Origin of the sequence: Bradyrhizobium sp. LB8.2 (genome assembly GCF_040548035.1) — a bacterium.
Classification (GTDB): Bacteria; Pseudomonadota; Alphaproteobacteria; order Rhizobiales; family Xanthobacteraceae; genus Bradyrhizobium.
Genome location: NZ_JBEPQV010000001.1, coordinates 229387 through 244977, shown reverse-complemented (window position 1 = coordinate 244977; position 15591 = coordinate 229387). Strand labels below are relative to the sequence as shown.

The window sequence follows — 15591 nt, the reverse complement described above, 5'->3', positions numbered from 1 at the left end:
CCGGCCAAGCGGCCGGGAATTAGCGGCTGAGGTTCCTGCTTTCTGCGGTCGCCGATGTGCTGGCGCCCGCAGTCGCGTACGGAAAGCTGGCGAGGACGAAGCGTGCAGACGACATTGAGCGGAGTGAGCGCACCAATCCTGGCGGGTCAGAAGATTTCGCGAAACGGGCCTTGCCATGGTCCGCCGCTTCTGTGGAGCTGAGCGCGATGGCAGACCACAGCTGGCAGAAATCTGCCAGCCGTAATGCCGTCATCAGGCGTTGCGATCACCGAGTGAGGCCCAGTAAGTCGGGTTCTTGGGTGTCTGAATGCGAACCCAGCGATAGGACTTCTTCGACCACGGCAGGATGTGCCCGGTCAGGTTATCGAGCACGAGATCGCCGGAGGAGGTCCGCACCACGACCACGAGATGATGCTCACCCCAAGGCACCACGACCTCGCCGAGCAGCACCGACCGCGCCGGGAAACCCTTGGCGATCAGATCGTGGCGTTTTGTCACAGCGTAATCGTTGCAGTCGCCGCTCGTAGGATGAAGCAGCCATTTCTCTCCGCGCAGCCCTTCCAGATTGGGCTCTGGCCGGATCGCGCTGTTGACCTGATGATTGACCTCCTGAAGCTGGGCCATACGCTCCGCCGTGAGTTTCAGACGCCCGCCCCTGAACACGATGTGCTGCGGTCGCGGCTTACACTCGTCCTTGTACTTCAAGCAAAAGATCGTGAACGCCATCGGCGCCAGCGTCGGCTGGTCGAACTTGATGTATTGCATGGCACCACGCAGCCCCAACGGCGCACCAACGAAGGCCGCCTTCGCGCTCTGCTGGACCCCAACGGCCACCACCACAGCGGCCACGGCCGCCAGGAACTTTACAACTTTGCGCATGACGCGCTCCCCGTTCTTGTTGAGGAGACACTACGCGAGACGTCTTGAAATACGGCTCAAAGGCCGAGCGATCCTTTAATCAAAGCAGCCGCGTTTCTGTCAGAAACAATTAAGAATACCGATATGTGACTTGTTCTGCTAAGAGCGATCACGACGTTCCGCTCGTGACGGCAGATGCGATTCGACCGACCTGATGGGCCTTTCCAAACGCTTTCGTAAAAATATTAAGCCGCGGCTTCCCGATGGCGTTCGTATCTATGCCATCGCAGACGTGCATGGGCGGGCCGACTTGCTTCAGTCCCTCTTAACCGTCATTGACGCCGACCTTGCGCGCTCTGCTCCCCAACGAGCCATCCAGGTGTTTCTTGGCGATTACGTCGACCGGGGCCCGGACTCACGCGCCGTGCTTGACCTCCTGATCGAGCGCTCGAAGTCGCACGAGACCGTTTGCCTCAAAGGCAACCACGAGGTCTTCCTGCTCGAGGTCCTCAAGGACCCGGCACGCCTGCAGGAGTGGCGCCACTATGGAGGCCTGCTGACCCTTGTTTCCTACGGCATTAACCCGACGATGAATCCGACGGCTGAGGAGCAAATTGAGTTGATCGAAGGGTTGAGGCGTGCGCTTCCGCCGGAGCATCTTTCATTTCTTCAGCAGCTCCGCACCTCCTTTGTGTGCGGTGATTTCTTTTTTGTTCACGCCGGCGTCAAGCCGGGCATAGCCCTCGATCGTCAAAAGGAAGAGGATCTGCTCTGGATCCGCGAGGAATTTCTCGAGTCCGAGCGACGCTTCGGTAAATATGTCGTCCACGGTCATACCCCGGTTAGTGCTCCCGATATCCGCCCCAACCGGATCAACATCGACACCGGCGCTTATGCGACCGGCAACTTGACGCTCCTCACGATCCAAGGCGATAGTCTGCTGGCAATTTAAGACGATCGTAGAGCTGTCGGCCCACTCGGTCCGCCTCACCCGAATATTTCGAAGTCAATCATGAACCGCATGTTCCTGCTTCGTGTCATCGGCTTCTGCGCCGCAGTGCTCTTGCTGCTTCATGCAGGATTGGGATCCTATGGCGATCTCACGCGACCGAACTTTCGGGCGAGCGATTTATTCTTTGGCGAGATTCCGCCCGACAAGGCCATTGTAGCGACGTCGGGGGTACTGGCGACCTTTTCGTTCGATGGCGACTTGCTCGCGAACTACGCCGCAGCGAAAGCCGCGGACATTCTTCACCATCCCTCAGCCGATGCGAACGGCCGAGCGACCGAGAACAAGGCGGCCCAAGGCGCTGTGGTTGCAGCCTTGAAAGTATCGCCGATCCGTCCCGCGCTATGGCTCACGCTAGGCACGTTGAAAGCTCAATCCGGCGAGCCGGTAACGCCTGCAGTGAAAATGTCTTACCTGGCCGGAGCCGTGCCGATAGCCGTTGCCTTCTCCCGGGTCCAAACCGTAACGTCGAGCGCGGCCGCAGCCGACGATGAGATCAAGCTGCTGGCGCAATCGGACATTCGCTCGGCGCTGGCCCACCGCTCTAGTTACGAGCCGCTCCTGATCGCGGCCTACGTACAGGCAACGCCACAAGGCAAATCGCTGCTTCTGGAGGCCACGCAGGTAACCGATCCTAAGTTCAATGAGATCTTGCGGCGGTATTAAATCGAGGGCGCCCTTGCGCGGCTTGGCTTAGGCTGCCAGACGCTCCTCAGCGCACCGATTTCGGATTAACTGGCACAAAATCCTGTTCGCCACGCGGTTGATCCGATCGCCCCTGGTAGACGAACATGCCCTTCTTGGTGGCGATGATGTCGCCTCGCTGCAGGCTCTCGTCGTTGAGGATGCGTTCGGTTGCGAGGATCTCCGGATCTTCCGGGACCGGCTTGTACACTTCCGGGTGCTCCCGCCGCTCGCGCGAGACCTCTTTGGCCCGTCGTCGTCCGTCTTCGAGCCGCTGCCGCCATTCGTCGCGCGTCAGTTCGAGCTCACTTGGCGGAAGGTAGTCATTGAGTGAGGGCTCGGGCTGTGTCTGAGCAAGAGAGGAGTGCGCACCGGTTAGGCAAAGGGCGAGTCCACCAGCAATGATGGCCGCTCGAGACAGCGACACAAACTGCCTTGCGTAAGTCAGTGAGTGGTCACGCCGAACGGCTCGCACACCAATAACTCCAAAGACCGGGTAAAAGACCATCTCCTCCCCTGCAGTCTATACCTTTGCCGATTGCAAGACAGCCAATTCACAGGCAACCTTTGTGCTTTAGCTCGCGAGGATTTCAGCCCGTGGTCCGCAGCATTGCCTTCTGGCTCTCGTCATCTGGTTAGGGACTCAGTCTGCGTCTGCAGGTCCGATCGAATACCCGCAAGTCATCCATACGCAATACGAAGCAGTCGATCAGAAAGCCGGTGGTCACTTCGTTCTGTGGTCCGAGCGTGAAAAGATTTTCTATGGCCTCGACCAGAAGCTTTTCCCGGGAGCCCGGTTTGTCGATATCACCCAGGTTACCCCGAGCGTCGGTTCGATCACGCTAACCTATGTCGAGGTGCGGACGGTCAGCAGCACCAGCCTCGGACTATTTGCACTTGGCGGGAAATGTCCGCTTCCGCGTCAGCGGAATGACCCTCAAATCCAGCAACTTCCCCACCGGCGGTGGGATGACGCCCAGCAGGCAGTGCCAGCCGGCCGCTGAGGCTGCGTCACAGCGATGATTGCAGGCGTCCGCCGGCGCAGGGTCGATGGCCGTCTGGCAAGCCCTTAGGTCTAAGACCTCATCAGCTCATCGATATTAATCTCGAACACTCCGCTCACGGGGTTGCCGAGAATGTGCCAGAGACCAATGTTGCTGCTGGGTGCCTGCATCGCAGCTGCGGCTCAAGCGAGTCCGCTTTGCGTCAAGGAGCGGACGCCGTTTGCTCTATCAGAGGATACGGTGAAGTGGATGATGACGGTCCAGCCTGGCGCGGACTGCATCCAGGGACTGCGTTGGTCGTATATGCAAATCTTCAACGTTCCGGCTTTCGATATTCGGCGAAAGCCGAAACGCCGGGCACCGATAGATTCACCCTTCTGATCTCGGGCAAGAACCGTCGTGATGCCGGAACGTCGATGCTGGAGGTCGAGGTAAATCCCCCATAGTCGGCTTATGCTTCGATTATCGCCGGCTCGACCCGCTGCCCCGGGTCCTGCTCCCGTAATAGGGGCGAGCACGCCCTCCGTTGGTCCGGGGCGCCTGAATCTGGCTCGGAATGTTTCGCGTGGCCGTGCTCGGCGAAGGCTGCGACGGATTGACGATAATCACGTTGCGATTGGGCGTAGACGGATCATTGACCCCCTGGGCCCGGGCGCTTGGGGCCCACGTGCTCGCGGTCACAAGAAGGGCAACTGTGGTCAAGACTAATCGTTTCATGAGATATCTCCCGAGCGAGAACGTCGGAGAGGCGATCACCGTTCCTTCACGGTTGCTTGGGTCGTCATTGCCGAGGCACTGCGATCAATTTGCCGTCCCTCCAGACCCCCTGCGCCGCCGTCCCGCTCGGCAGCGTGCCTGGCGCCAGGTTCCGGACGGCTGTCGGTCGTGAGGCGCTCTGGGCCGTTTGGGTCTTCTTCGGAGGTAAGGTCACGATGCTGGTGCTCGTCAAATTGGCCTTGTCCTTGGTCCCTTGTGCAAAAGAAGGTTGCACCAGAAGAGCCACAAACGTGAGTGCTATGAGACCGTCGCGCATGATCAAAATACCGGAAAGAGGAACTCGTCGAACTGTCACAGCTTTCTGCCTAAAAGCAAGCCCCCGAAGCTGGTGCGACAAGGGCTCTTGCAAGCTGGCGATCAGAGCGGCTTTCGCAGCGATGGATTTGACGCGGAAAAGCCTAGCGAAACTGCCTATTCCGGGTTACTTGATCGGCCTTGATGACTGACCCCAGCGACACTGCCGCCGGCGCTCCAAATACGCACGCTATCAAGGCCGGGTTTGTGCGTCTACTGTCCGGGCGGATTCGCGACATATCCCGCGACCCGCGGCAGATCCGCGAGATCGTGTACGAGCAGGCCCGCATCAAGCTCCTGGAACAATTCACCCATGGCGACGCACGGGAATCCCGCGAGGTCCAGCAAGTGCTGGAACGCGCCATTCGGGAGGTTGAGCTTTCATTTGAACGCGGCGCTCCTGAGCGCGACGCGCTGTCCGCAATGCCGGAGTCGGCGCTAGACGTCGCTTCGCATCAGTCGCCGCTCAGTCCCCCGACTCCCGTTACGAATCTGGCGCCCGTTCAGAAGCTTGCGGAAACATGGCCCGGTTCTGTCGCACCGCCAAGACCGCCCGACCAGTCCTCGCGAAGCGGCATCATCAACTCCCTCATCCGATTAGTTGCCATCCTGGTCATCATTGCCGGCGCCAGCGCTGCAGTTACTTATTGGCCGCGGTTGAGGACACAATTCGTCGCATTGTGGCAGTCCGCGACGCTGTCCAAGCGCACCTCGACAAGCTCCGAGCCTCAACCCACCGTCGCGGTGACTCCATCTAGCAGTGAGAACGTCGAACGGACACCGGATCAACCGAAGGAGCCGGCGACGGCTGCGCAACCCTCAATGCCGTTGCCGACGACCTTCGGCGTCTACGCCCTGAGCGACGGCCAGCTCCAGGAGCTCAAGCCGGTCCCGGGAAAGATCCCGGACCGCCGTGTCGCGATCTCAGCCGCAATCAACACGCCGAGCGCGACGACGCTGACAAGCGGAGATGTCAGCTTCATTGTGTTCAGGTCCGACGGTGGTGTCGATGCAACCGGGACCGAGGTTCGGGTGGTCGCAAAAGTCTCCCGAGCGATGGGCGTCGATGCAACCGGGAAAGCGGCCATGGTCACCGCCGGCGACACCTGGGTCATTCGCAGCATGTCCTACCCTTACAAAGTAGGTCCGGTCGAGGACCAGCCGAGAATGCTATCGCTGCAGCCGGAGCAGGACGGCTTTACGCTTTCGCCGGGTCGCTACGTCGTGGTGGTCAAAGGTATGGGCTATGACTTCACCGTGGCCGGGACGCCGACTGATCCCAACCAATGCGTCGAACGCATTAACGCAACGAACGGCGCGTTCTACTCACCTTGCCCGCCACGACGTTAAAGCGCGACGGGATTGGATGAATCATCATCGCGTCTCCGTTTATTTATTGGCTTTGTTGTCCTTCGGCGTGTCCGCTGGACCGTCGTCGACCTTGCCATTGTTCGCGACGCATTTGCTGAAATAGTCGCGCCGCTCCTTGGCCGTCCCCTTGCTGCTACCTGCAGCGGGATTGCCAATCTGTTTTGGCGGAAAGGCCTTGATCAATGCAGCATCACATGCGCGCGCCACTTCAACGGTAACGGCCGAAGCCGCTACCGGCGCGGCAAAAGCCAATACAAATGCCAATCCAATCAACTTCTGCAAATTTCCGAGGGGCACCTGGCTCGCTCCTTCAATCCGTCCGAGAACGCTGGTGGGAACCATATCAAAAAGGACAGAGGAGCCAAACATCAAACAGAGCCGATTGGACCCATGCTTGGATTCACTTCCCGGGCCGCAGAGCAGTCGACCTGAGGAATCTGCCCTGGCTTCGTGCCGCCGAGATCCTGAACCGGGGCACGACGCCGTTGCGGAACCACCGGTTGCTAGCTGTTGAGCTGCGGCGGCTTGAAATCAGGAAAGCGAGTGAGCATCGCGGCCTTGACGAATTTCAGGTGCGAGATCGTGCTCGCCAGCTCCTTGAGCCGCCGCTGGCCGTTCGAGATATCCGCGGCAAACAGATCCTGATGGTAGTTGTCGAGCGGCTCCCGCTCCAGATATTCATCGGTGCCGTTTCCGAAGGTGACGGACGCACGCGCGAGCGCATCGTCGACGCGCCGGTTGAGGCCGGCCTGCTCCCTTTCAGCCTCCTGCAGAGCGGCATCGAGCGCAGTTATCACCGCATCGATCCGCACGCGATCGGTCGCGGCGTCACGCTCGGTGGAGCGGGCCTTGAAGCCCTTGTCCTCGCGGCGGAGGTTGAGAAGATTGTGTGCGCGTGCCCTCAGGAACAGCTGGAACATTTGGGCCATCCCACTTCTGGCTTTCTAAGCCGCTACCATCGGTCAGACGTAGTTAACAAAGGCTGAATTTTCCGCCTGCTCTGCCCGGCTCTGCGCTATCCACACCCGCCAGGCCCCTTCGTGCCTGGAATAAAGCTCAAGCCATCGCATTTCGCCGGTTGCGACGGCCTCTGCGCTCCCATGCTCGATCACCGAATGATCAGCATTCATCGATGGAAGGTCCAGCGCTTCAAATTCCGCCGTCTCGTCGAGCGAAAGGCCGATCAGAACACGATGCCCTTGCCGATCGACAAAATACCTGCGTGGCGCATTGCGCCCTTGATCAATCATTGCGACGGCCCTCACTGAGGATCCAAGGACCTCGAAGATTTGTGAGCCGCCGACTATAGGTACGAACAAAAGCAATCAAGAGCAGGACGCAAATTGTCATGCCCAGCAACGCAATCAGATACGCCATCTACGCCTACCCCGCAAATCGCGGCAGCTGAACTCTCGCAATCAATTGGCCCATTTCTAAGCGACTGCTCCAAAGCTCACAAGGACTGCGAAAAATTAACCTAACCGCACATGGTTATTTCGTGCGCCGCAGTGATCGAGACCAAGTCAGATCGATCCATCGCCGAGATATCGCGCCGGTCCCTGCCATCACGACGGGCGCTGGCTTCGGCCAACTCCTATCGAGGCCGGAGTATAGGGCGCATACAGACGATACCGCGCTGATCGCTTGCGGGAGCGCCAGGCCCGCACACCGTAACCACAGCAAAAACCTGCTGCAAAAATCGAAGCCAAAACCAGGATCGCTGCCATTTGGAATATTCCCACGTTTTTCTGGAACGTTCCTCCCTGAGTATTTCAGCTTGTCGTTGTGACGACATCAAGGTCGGCGCCGCTGAAAGTTTTGCCAGACGAAGATGAAGTTTGTGCAACGTGTTGCTTGAAGATTGATCGTCACCTGAGAGAAACGGGCTCAGGCCGTGAGGGATAGCTGATGTTGCCCGAACTTGATGCAACGATGATGTCAACCCCGGTTCACCTCAGGGAGTCCAATCCGGGACTGCTTTCGCGCATCGCGCCGTCGCCCTGTCTATGCCTTCAGTATAGTGACGGACCATCTGTAGTGGATCGGGTTCATCGATCCGCTGGAAGATATCGCCCGCTACTTACGATCGCGGCTTTGTTAAGCGAAAGCCCCGTGGTTATACGGTGCGGCGCGCGCCGATTTTTATCGCGGTAAGGTTGAGCGGTTAGCTTAACCCGCAGAGTTTGTTGCGAAGTCTCACCAATTGCTTATCCATCGCCTCACCGGGCTCCCCAAGCCCGGCCCCACCCAAGCAAAGCCGCCGAGCGAACATGGGTCCGCTTGGCGGCTTTGTCTTTGTGTCGACGAGAGGATGATTTCGGTTATGGCGCGCAAGCCCTGGTCGTTCAAAGAGGACCGCCGGTTGATGGAGTTGGCTAAGTCTTCGACTTCGCTGGAAGAGGCGGCGAAACAGCTCGGGCGCACGCCTGACGCAGTCAAGCGGATGGCTTTGCGGCTTGGTCTTTCGTTGAAGCCGAAGTCAGGCAAGAAGGTCTAGCCTCGGAAGCAGGCGATGTTCTTTCGACGGGACCGAGCCGACCTCTACGCCTGGCTCCTCGACTACGTCTTCGCGCCAAGTAGCTGGGTGTCCTGTTCCCTTGCTGGTCGCGATCGCTCATTAGCTAATCGTTTATATTCATCGCCGAGCCGCAAAGTACCGTTAAACCCTATCTTAGCCCGCGCTAGCTAGGATCGAGCCTCTAACCCTCCTGGATTCCGTCTGAACCGGATGAGATTGCAGCGACCGAACCTCCCGTTTGCGGCGCTCGTGCTTGCGAGCACGTTGACGTTTGGGCTGGCGGGCCATTTCGCTGCTGAGGTCGTCATTGGCCACCAGCAAGCGCATCAGCTCAACGAGTTGACCGAGGTCGTTCTGCGGCGCTCCGAAGCTGCGGTCGATTTTGCCGTTGACAGCCTGGACGAGCTCGCGAGGCGGGAGCTTGCCAGCTGCGAATCCGGGGCATTGCAGGCGATCCGGCTCCACGTCTACCAGCGCTCTGCGATCAAGGACGTCCGGCTCGTCAATCCGGATGGCTCGGTGATCTGCTCGGCCTATTCCGAGACGCTAGAGTTCGACAAGGGATGGGTGGATCGCCGCGACATGCTGTCTTCCCGCGATAAGAAGCTCAAGCTGTTTCGCGTTGAGCAGTTCGGCGGCGACGCATTGGGAGTGCTCAGGGACATCAATGGCAGCTCAGCCCTGGTCGCCATTGTCGGCATCAATGCCAGCCTGTTCGACATCATGCCCACCGAACTGCGCGCGCACAGTGAAGTCGTCCTCGCCTTGAGCAACGGCGAAAAACTCGGCAAATTCCAGACCGACGCCGGCAGCGCCCTGCCGCAACCGATCAGTTTCGAGAGGAATTCCACCCAATTTCCGTTCCATACCACGATCCGGCTCGATCACGCGGTCCTTTCGAGCTGGAACAACGAGGCTTACTGGCCGACCCTCGCTGTTGCCCTTGGACTTGGCGCCATCTTTGGCGTCTTACTGGCACGAAGCCGCCGCATGGAAGGACCTGTCGCCGATCTCGATCGGGCACTGGCAGCTGGCGAATTCACACCATATTATCAGCCGATCTTCGACCTCAGGACCGGTCGGATCAACGGCTGCGAAATCCTGGCTCGCTGGCTGCGCCGAGATGGTTCGGTGGTCCCGCCGATGAACTTCATTCCACTCGCCGAATCCAGTGGACGCATCCAGGCGATGACCTGGCATATCTTGCGATCGGCGCTCGCCGACCTTCAACCATTGCTGACGGCGGACAAGAATTTCAAGCTGTCCCTGAACGTCGTGCCCAAGCACCTCCTGGATACAGGCTTTGTTGAAACGCTGCGCCGTACGGTCCTGACGGCAAAGGTCTCCGCGCGCCAGATCATGGTCGAAATCACCGAACGCGGCGAGCTTGACGATCTCGCGCGCGCCGCGGCCGTCGTAGCCGAACTGCGGGAGCACGGCTTTCGCGTCGCCATCGACGACGTCGGCGTTGGCCATAGCGGATTGTCCCGACTGAAGGGCCTTGGCGCCAACACGATCAAGATCGACAAGTTCTTCGTGGACACGATCACCGTGGACGCGTCAACGGCAACGATCGTGGAAATGCTGGTAGCGCTCGCGAGGGACCTCAATATGTCCGTGGTCGCAGAAGGCATCGAGACGGAGGAGCAGCTCCGCGCGCTGGTCTCCGCCGGCGTAGAGGAAGGACAAGGTTATCTCGTTGCGGCGCCCCTGCCCTTTGCGAGGTTTAGCAACCTGGTCGAGTCCCGTCGCGCGGCGCAGGCAGGCGCGACGCTCTCCGACGACGCGGCTATGGTGGCCTGACTGTTGCGGAAGCATTTCTCCTTCCTCGACATAATGTTTGGCTTCCAAGCGTCTCCTCTAAACATTCCTGCGCCAGCCGCGGCTCGATGGCGGCAGGGAATTTAACGATATTTCTGGCTTTCGAACCAGACGGACGACCAACCTTGTATGTTGGCGTGATGCGCAGGAACCACCTCTTTGCAGCCGCAAGCATCTGCCTTGCGCTCATCGTCTACGCCACCCTGGCGAGGCTCGCGGGAAGACCCGCGCTCATGGGGCATCACGAGGCTTATTGGGTCGTCGTGATCGAGCGCTTCAGCGCCTATGGGCTGCTCGGATTTCTGCTTTCCTTCCTGCTACCGGGCCGATTCGCTTTGGCCTGCTCTCTGGTTATCACGGTCGCCATGGGGCTGGAGCTCTTGCAAGCGTTCACACCCGACCGGGATCCCGGCTTCCTTGACGTGCTGCAAAAAGCGGCAGGAGGCACCGTCGGGGTTATGCTCGCCCAGATGATCTTGGCGTTCTTGCCCAGACCGCCGTCCTAGCATCGCTCGACCAAGACGACCGGTGAGACGCGCCAGCTGAACTTACTTCGTCATCTGGCCGCGCAACTCGCCGCCCGGGTTCGCCGCCGTGTGGATGTTGGCGTACCACCTTCCGGCCAGCAAATCTGCGGCCTGCGCGTCGGTGAGAGTGGCGCTGCCTTGGATGGGGCTTTGCACCGTCTTGAACGGCAGCACGATGCCGGCGTTCTTGCCCGCCTCCACGGGACCGTGGAAATGAGCTCCCATCGCCGGACCCGTCAGGCCGGCATAGGTGACCGCATAAGTCAGAGTTTTCGCCTCGGTATCGTAGGTCGCTTCTGCCTTGCCCGAGCCGGACGAGGTGTTCGGAGGCACCTCATTGCTGCCTTTGAGATCGGCCTGCAGCTTCACGACCTCTGCATTTGCCGATGTGGCCATCGAGATGACCAGCCCACCCAGCATTGCCGTCCCCAACAGTGTCACGCAGACCCGATAGTTGGCTTTCCTCATCGCCCCCTCCTGCGGGCTCTTTGGCCCGTCGCAGTTGGAACACCGGCCCCAGCCGGAAAGTCCAGATGCAGATTTATGCCTGATTCGAGATAACCATCGCAGGAATCTCGGCTCCCGGTCACATAGCCTATCCTGATAGGGGGCAGTGTCCGGCGGTTCAAGCTGCCCCACGCCTGCCGAGGACCTCGTTCGGCACCAGGAGCTCGGCCATCTGGCGATGCGTGGCCTGGAGCGCCTCAATGGCGCTGTCGAGATCAAAATCGGACTCGCGCACAGACGCGAAGAACTTGGCCGTCAGCGCCAGATCGAGTTTGACGCGTGTTGTGCCATCGCGGCTTTTGCGACGGTCGAGCGACAAATGAATGGCCCGCATTCGGGCTTCGGCGGGCGTGCACCCACTAAGTGCCGCGAGTTCGCTATATGTCATCCATATTTGTGGCATGGTTCCGTCCGTCTTTTTGCACAAGCAACAATCTAGTTTTCGTGCCTAAAAGTAATGTTGCCGCGTTGCGGTCACCGGCCGCATTTCGCAATGATAGAGTCAACGCTAGGCTAAGACGAAGAACGGCAAGAATGCCGAAGCTACCACCGGGTTGCATACAGCGAATATCGCTCTATGCTCATCTGATTGATCCACCATCAAAACGAGGGCCGATGGTATTGGGCCAGATCACTTCGATAGCCCTTCCCTGGGTCACGTCAGTTCCGGGGGAACCACTCGGTATCCTCTGGTCTTCTCCACCACTTTTGGCCGACGACGTATGGGCCGATTTCGCCGGGAGGCCCCGAATGGCTCACAATTGCGCTGCTCGTGCGTTGTGCGGATTCGTTGCTGGCGACGGTCGTCTGGATGTTGGTTGAGTTCGCTTTGAGGTACCAGGCATGACCGACAGACCGACCATCCTCGTTACAGGAGGCGCGGGCTATATCGGCTCGCATGCTTGCCGCGCACTGACTGCGGCCGGCTATCAACCCGTCGTTTATGACAATCTGTCGACAGGTCATCGCAGCTTCGTTGCCGGCCCAATGGTCATCGGAGACCTGCTCGACGGAGCGGCGCTGGCGCGCGCCTTTGCCGAGCATAAGATCGCGGCAGTGATGCACTTCGCGGCCGCGAGTCTCGTCGGCGAGTCCATGACGGACCCGCAGAAATATTACATCAACAATGTCCAGGGCACGCTGTCGCTGTTGCAGGCTATGCGCAACGCAGGCTGCCGCCGCATCGTGTTCTCCTCGACCGGCGCCGTCTACGGTAACGCAGATTCCAAGGAGCTGCCGGAGGATTTTCCCTGCGCGCCGATCAATCCCTACGGTGCATCGAAATGGATGATCGAGCGCATGCTCGCCGATTACCGGTCGGCTTACGGCTTCGGCGCGTTCTGCCTGCGCTATTTCAACGCCAGCGGCGCCGATCCAGCGGGCGGCATCGGCGAGCTGCGTGACAACGAGACCCATCTCATTCCGCGCGCCATGATGGCGCTCCAGGGCCATGCCGACTTCGCATTGTTCGGCGACGACTACGACACGCCCGACGGCACCGCGATCCGCGACTACATCCACGTTACCGACCTCGCGGCGGCGCATGTCGCGGCGCTGAAGCTGCTGGAAGAAGGGCACGCCGGTAGCAGCTTCAATCTCGGCACCGGGTCCGGATTCTCGGTGCGAGAGATCTTGACTGCGATCAGGCAGGAGACCGGGCGCGAGGTGCCTCACACCGTCAAGCCGCGCCGCGCTGGCGATCCCACCTATCTCGTCGCGGACCCCTCTGCTGCGCGAAAAGTTCTAAACTTCTTGCCGCGTCACTCCGACCTGTCCACCGTGATCCGCACTGCCTGGGCCTGGCACCAAAAGGCCCATCCGCTTAAACAGTCCTGACATGCTTCGGTCGGCCGCCGTCAAAAGCCAGTCGCAGCAGGTGAAAAGGCAATCTACGGACGATTCCGCTCTGGTCCGTGCGATCCCGGCGTGAACGGACGGCGCGGCCGTGAACGGCTGTCGAGGCCCTTGGGCAATTTGTCATTGAGCTTCACGACCGCGCATCGGGCATCGCTAACCGGAGCATCCTCCCGGCTGTAGATCAGCGTCGCCTCGAACGTCACATCGGGCGCTTCTCTGGCCGTTCCCGAGCAGGTCGCCATCGCACCGCTGCACACGCCCGAGAGCTTGAGCTCGACCTCGTCAGGCCCGAACACGGTCGGCGGCCCCTCGGCATGTCGCCGCGTGGTCAGAACCGCCGTGAAGCGCTGCTCCTCAATTCGATAAGAGCCGTCGTAGGTGAAGAAGCTGTCGCTGCCGGAGATTCGTCCCTCCGCCAGATGCACGACACCGGTGCCCTGACCGCGCGGGGTCCTGAACCAAGCAGCGTATTTGCCGTCCTTCAGCATGAAAACATCCGTCCTGAAATTCATTCACCCCTATGTGCGACCAACTCTAGGGCGCGACAATGACCGATGCGGCAAGCATTCCGCCACGGTTAACGCCCTGCAAAGCCAACCGGTCAAATTGCTGCCGACACGCGAAGCGACGCCGGCAGCAAGGTCAAAACAATTCTATGCCGTCATCGGCGGTCTCGACCGCCTCGACCCGGCGCGCAGCGGCGATCGACGCCAACCCGAGCGTTTGAAGGAATTCCCGGTGGACGTCCCGCTCGCGCTCCATCGTGTAGTGCGCGAACAGATCGTCGAGCACAGCCTCGTCCTGTGGCTGCGGCCGCCGTGCGCCCGCGCTCGCAGTCTCGAGGCGCGCGGCGACCGAGGGCAATGCCGCGGAACCTTCGCCGAGCTTGGTCATCAGGGCTTGCGCCGAATTCATCAGCCGCTCGAACTCCGCGCCTTCGTCGACGAGCCGGCTCATCAGCTTGTCGAGCCGTTCGTTGCCGGCCTCGACCTCGCGCAGCGCCTGAAGGATCTGCGGCTCGAGCTTGGAGAGCTGCGTGGGATCGCCCTGCACGCGAAACTTCTTCAACTCCCCGGCCGACCGCTCGATGCCGTCGAGCACGGGGCGCAAGCGCCCTGCGCCCGCCGAGACCTGGTCGGCGGTCGCCTTGAGCTCGTTAGCGATGACAACGAAGGCGCTGCCGCGGCTGCCGAGATGGCTTGCCTTGAGGCCGGCGTTCATTCCGATCAGCGTGATGTCGACGGTCGCCTCGGCGAGACCAGCGATAGCCTGGCGAAATTTTGTCAGCGTGTCCTCGACGATCGCGAGCGCCTCGTCGACCGAACGGCCGGCACCCTCGCAGGTGGCGATCAGGTTCGAGGCGTGCGCCAGCGTCTGCTTGATGCGCGCCAGGAACGACGACGAGCTGCCATCTCCGCCGCCGAACAGCGTGCGGCCGTGGCCGACGACGCTTCCCGCATCGTGCAGGATGGCCGTCAGCGCGCGAACGATCTGGCCGATGTCGCCGCCGAACTCGCGCTGGGCGTCCCTGAGCAGGGCCGCCTGCAACTGGCAGATCGCGCGCGCGCCGTCGTCGCTCGCAGCTGGTTGGGGAACGAGATTCGGGGCGGAGCCCGACACGAGGCCGAGGCCGTGAGAGACGTGCTCGAGACGCTGGCGCGTGCTGTCACCCGCCTGCAGGGAAATGATGGCGCTGCCGACCGCCTCAGCGATCTTTTTGGTGCTGCTGCTGGCAAGAACGGCGAGCTGGCTGCTGTTGCGGCGCTGGTCGCGTAATCCCGAATAGGCCGCTCCGAGCTCGGTGCTCTCCGACACCAATTGATTGCCGTAGCGGCTCTCGAACTCCTTCTGCCGGCCGGACGCGGTGGCGACCGCTTCCGACAGGCGTTGCTGATCCCGCGCGCAGCCTTCGATCGAACGCTGCACGGCCTTGCCGAGATCGTAGGCCTCCTGCGTGAAGGCCAGAAAGCCCTCGCGATCGCCTTCGAGCGAGGCGGCCTCGATCCGTGCACTGCGCGCGATGATGGTGATCATCTGGATGTGCTTGAACAGCGGCTTGAGCAGCGCAGACGCCTCCGCGGTGCTCGTACCGATCGTCGCAAGCAGGGCGCTCTCACCCGGGAGTGCCTGCGCAAGCTCGCTGAGCCGCGCGGCGATCTCCTGTAGCGCCGTCGCCGCCCCCTCGATCTCGGCGCCCGCGAGTTCCTCGGAGAGCGTCGCGAGGCCCTGGTTCAGCTCCTTGAAGATGAGGTGGCCGCGCCCAAGCTCTTGGCCGACCCGCGCAAAGACCTCCTCGATCCGCGACGAGACGTCCTCAATTGCGGCGGTCGCCTCAGCGAGTGTATTGGCCGGAATGGCAGACAT

The 15591-nt window shown here is 60.7% G+C and carries 16 protein-coding genes; 7 read left to right on the top strand and 9 right to left on the bottom strand.

Features of this window, described 5'->3' with window-relative positions; all coding sequences use genetic code 11:
* Window positions 1–252: 252 nt before the first annotated feature.
* Complete coding sequence (locus tag ABIB06_RS01135; RefSeq protein ID WP_354068775.1) at window positions 253–879, bottom strand: transglutaminase-like cysteine peptidase; 627 nt, start codon at window positions 877–879, stop codon at window positions 253–255.
* Between the two features lie 193 nt (window positions 880–1072).
* On the opposite strand from ABIB06_RS01135, the gene ABIB06_RS01130 reads away from it, so the two are divergent.
* Together ABIB06_RS01130 and ABIB06_RS01125 are read left to right on the top strand one after the other, a co-directional pair.
* Window positions 1073–1810: a metallophosphoesterase family protein gene (locus ABIB06_RS01130; RefSeq protein ID WP_354047385.1), complete on the top strand. Its 738-nt coding sequence runs from the start codon at window positions 1073–1075 to the stop codon at window positions 1808–1810.
* A gap of 60 nt (window positions 1811–1870) precedes the next feature.
* Window positions 1871–2533 (top strand): hypothetical protein, encoded by a 663-nt coding sequence (locus ABIB06_RS01125; RefSeq protein ID WP_354068777.1) that lies wholly within the window; start codon window positions 1871–1873, stop codon window positions 2531–2533.
* A gap of 46 nt (window positions 2534–2579) precedes the next feature.
* Here ABIB06_RS01125 and ABIB06_RS01120 read toward each other — a convergent pair whose 3' ends face one another.
* Window positions 2580–3059, bottom strand: coding sequence for a hypothetical protein (locus ABIB06_RS01120; protein WP_354068779.1), 480 nt, complete (start codon window positions 3057–3059; stop codon window positions 2580–2582).
* A 1915-nt stretch (window positions 3060–4974) separates the two neighbouring features.
* Here ABIB06_RS01120 and ABIB06_RS01115 point away from each other — a divergent pair.
* Window positions 4975–5976, top strand: coding sequence for a hypothetical protein (locus tag ABIB06_RS01115; protein WP_354125552.1), 1002 nt, complete (start codon window positions 4975–4977; stop codon window positions 5974–5976).
* Window positions 5977–6015: 39 nt separating this feature from the next.
* On the opposite strand, the gene ABIB06_RS01110 is transcribed toward ABIB06_RS01115, so the two are convergent.
* The 3 genes from ABIB06_RS01110 to ABIB06_RS01100 form a co-directional block, all read right to left on the bottom strand.
* Window positions 6016–6366, bottom strand: coding sequence for a hypothetical protein (locus tag ABIB06_RS01110; protein WP_354068781.1), 351 nt, complete (start codon window positions 6364–6366; stop codon window positions 6016–6018).
* Between the two features lie 134 nt (window positions 6367–6500).
* The gene (locus ABIB06_RS01105; protein WP_247347289.1) at window positions 6501–6917 is read right to left on the bottom strand and encodes a hypothetical protein; all 417 of its coding nucleotides are present in this window, start codon (window positions 6915–6917) and stop codon (window positions 6501–6503) included.
* Window positions 6918–6959: 42 nt separating this feature from the next.
* On the bottom strand, window positions 6960–7247 hold the full coding sequence (locus ABIB06_RS01100; RefSeq protein ID WP_354068784.1) for a hypothetical protein: 288 nt from the start codon (window positions 7245–7247) through the stop codon (window positions 6960–6962).
* Between the two features lie 1073 nt (window positions 7248–8320).
* On the opposite strand from ABIB06_RS01100, the gene ABIB06_RS01095 reads away from it, so the two are divergent.
* The 3 genes from ABIB06_RS01095 (at window position 8321) to ABIB06_RS01085 (ending at window position 10842) form a co-directional block, all read left to right on the top strand.
* The gene (locus tag ABIB06_RS01095; protein WP_247441029.1) at window positions 8321–8494 is read left to right on the top strand and encodes a hypothetical protein; all 174 of its coding nucleotides are present in this window, start codon (window positions 8321–8323) and stop codon (window positions 8492–8494) included.
* Window positions 8495–8725: 231 nt separating this feature from the next.
* Entirely contained in the window at window positions 8726–10318 is a 1593-nt protein-coding gene (locus tag ABIB06_RS01090) for an EAL domain-containing protein (protein WP_354068787.1), read from the top strand.
* A 158-nt stretch (window positions 10319–10476) separates the two neighbouring features.
* On the top strand, window positions 10477–10842 hold the full coding sequence (locus tag ABIB06_RS01085; RefSeq protein WP_345946813.1) for a VanZ family protein: 366 nt from the start codon (window positions 10477–10479) through the stop codon (window positions 10840–10842).
* 42 nt (window positions 10843–10884) lie between these two features.
* On the opposite strand, the gene ABIB06_RS01080 is transcribed toward ABIB06_RS01085, so the two are convergent.
* Window positions 10885–11331 carry a CHRD domain-containing protein gene (locus ABIB06_RS01080; protein WP_247441035.1) on the bottom strand — a complete coding sequence of 149 codons (447 nt, stop codon included), beginning with the start codon at window positions 11329–11331 and terminating at the stop codon, window positions 10885–10887.
* 157 nt (window positions 11332–11488) lie between these two features.
* Window positions 11489–11704, bottom strand: coding sequence for a hypothetical protein (locus ABIB06_RS01075; protein ID WP_247347300.1), 216 nt, complete (start codon window positions 11702–11704; stop codon window positions 11489–11491).
* 509 nt (window positions 11705–12213) lie between these two features.
* On the opposite strand from ABIB06_RS01075, the gene galE reads away from it, so the two are divergent.
* Complete coding sequence (galE, locus tag ABIB06_RS01070) at window positions 12214–13206, top strand: UDP-glucose 4-epimerase GalE (protein WP_247441037.1); 993 nt, start codon at window positions 12214–12216, stop codon at window positions 13204–13206.
* Window positions 13207–13259: 53 nt separating this feature from the next.
* Here galE and ABIB06_RS01065 read toward each other — a convergent pair whose 3' ends face one another.
* Together ABIB06_RS01065 and ABIB06_RS01060 are read right to left on the bottom strand one after the other, a co-directional pair.
* The gene (locus tag ABIB06_RS01065) at window positions 13260–13715 is read right to left on the bottom strand and encodes a hypothetical protein (RefSeq protein WP_247441039.1); all 456 of its coding nucleotides are present in this window, start codon (window positions 13713–13715) and stop codon (window positions 13260–13262) included.
* 154 nt (window positions 13716–13869) lie between these two features.
* The gene (locus ABIB06_RS01060; RefSeq protein WP_247441040.1) at window positions 13870–15591 is read right to left on the bottom strand and encodes a chemotaxis protein; all 1722 of its coding nucleotides are present in this window, start codon (window positions 15589–15591) and stop codon (window positions 13870–13872) included.

What these genes read in the sequence shown, in the direction of transcription:
- ABIB06_RS01135 (WP_354068775.1), bottom strand. Translation starts at nt 879, where the DNA reads ATGCGCAAAGTTGTAAAGTTCCTGGCGGCCGTGGCCGCTGTGGTGGTG.
- ABIB06_RS01130 (WP_354047385.1), top strand. Translation starts at nt 1,073, where the DNA reads ATGGGCCTTTCCAAACGCTTTCGTAAAAATATTAAGCCGCGGCTTCCC.
- ABIB06_RS01125 (WP_354068777.1), top strand. Translation starts at nt 1,871, where the DNA reads ATGAACCGCATGTTCCTGCTTCGTGTCATCGGCTTCTGCGCCGCAGTG.
- ABIB06_RS01120 (WP_354068779.1), bottom strand. Translation starts at nt 3,059, where the DNA reads ATGGTCTTTTACCCGGTCTTTGGAGTTATTGGTGTGCGAGCCGTTCGG.
- ABIB06_RS01110 (WP_354068781.1), bottom strand. Translation starts at nt 6,366, where the DNA reads ATGTTTGGCTCCTCTGTCCTTTTTGATATGGTTCCCACCAGCGTTCTC.
- ABIB06_RS01105 (WP_247347289.1), bottom strand. Translation starts at nt 6,917, where the DNA reads ATGTTCCAGCTGTTCCTGAGGGCACGCGCACACAATCTTCTCAACCTC.
- ABIB06_RS01100 (WP_354068784.1), bottom strand. Translation starts at nt 7,247, where the DNA reads ATGATTGATCAAGGGCGCAATGCGCCACGCAGGTATTTTGTCGATCGG.
- ABIB06_RS01095 (WP_247441029.1), top strand. Translation starts at nt 8,321, where the DNA reads ATGGCGCGCAAGCCCTGGTCGTTCAAAGAGGACCGCCGGTTGATGGAG.
- ABIB06_RS01090 (WP_354068787.1), top strand. Translation starts at nt 8,726, where the DNA reads ATGAGATTGCAGCGACCGAACCTCCCGTTTGCGGCGCTCGTGCTTGCG.
- ABIB06_RS01085 (WP_345946813.1), top strand. Translation starts at nt 10,477, where the DNA reads ATGCGCAGGAACCACCTCTTTGCAGCCGCAAGCATCTGCCTTGCGCTC.
- ABIB06_RS01080 (WP_247441035.1), bottom strand. Translation starts at nt 11,331, where the DNA reads ATGAGGAAAGCCAACTATCGGGTCTGCGTGACACTGTTGGGGACGGCA.
- ABIB06_RS01075 (WP_247347300.1), bottom strand. Translation starts at nt 11,704, where the DNA reads ATGCGGGCCATTCATTTGTCGCTCGACCGTCGCAAAAGCCGCGATGGC.
- galE (WP_247441037.1), top strand. Translation starts at nt 12,214, where the DNA reads ATGACCGACAGACCGACCATCCTCGTTACAGGAGGCGCGGGCTATATC.
- ABIB06_RS01065 (WP_247441039.1), bottom strand. Translation starts at nt 13,715, where the DNA reads ATGCTGAAGGACGGCAAATACGCTGCTTGGTTCAGGACCCCGCGCGGT.
- ABIB06_RS01060 (WP_247441040.1), bottom strand. Translation starts at nt 15,591, where the DNA reads ATGTCTGCCATTCCGGCCAATACACTCGCTGAGGCGACCGCCGCAATT.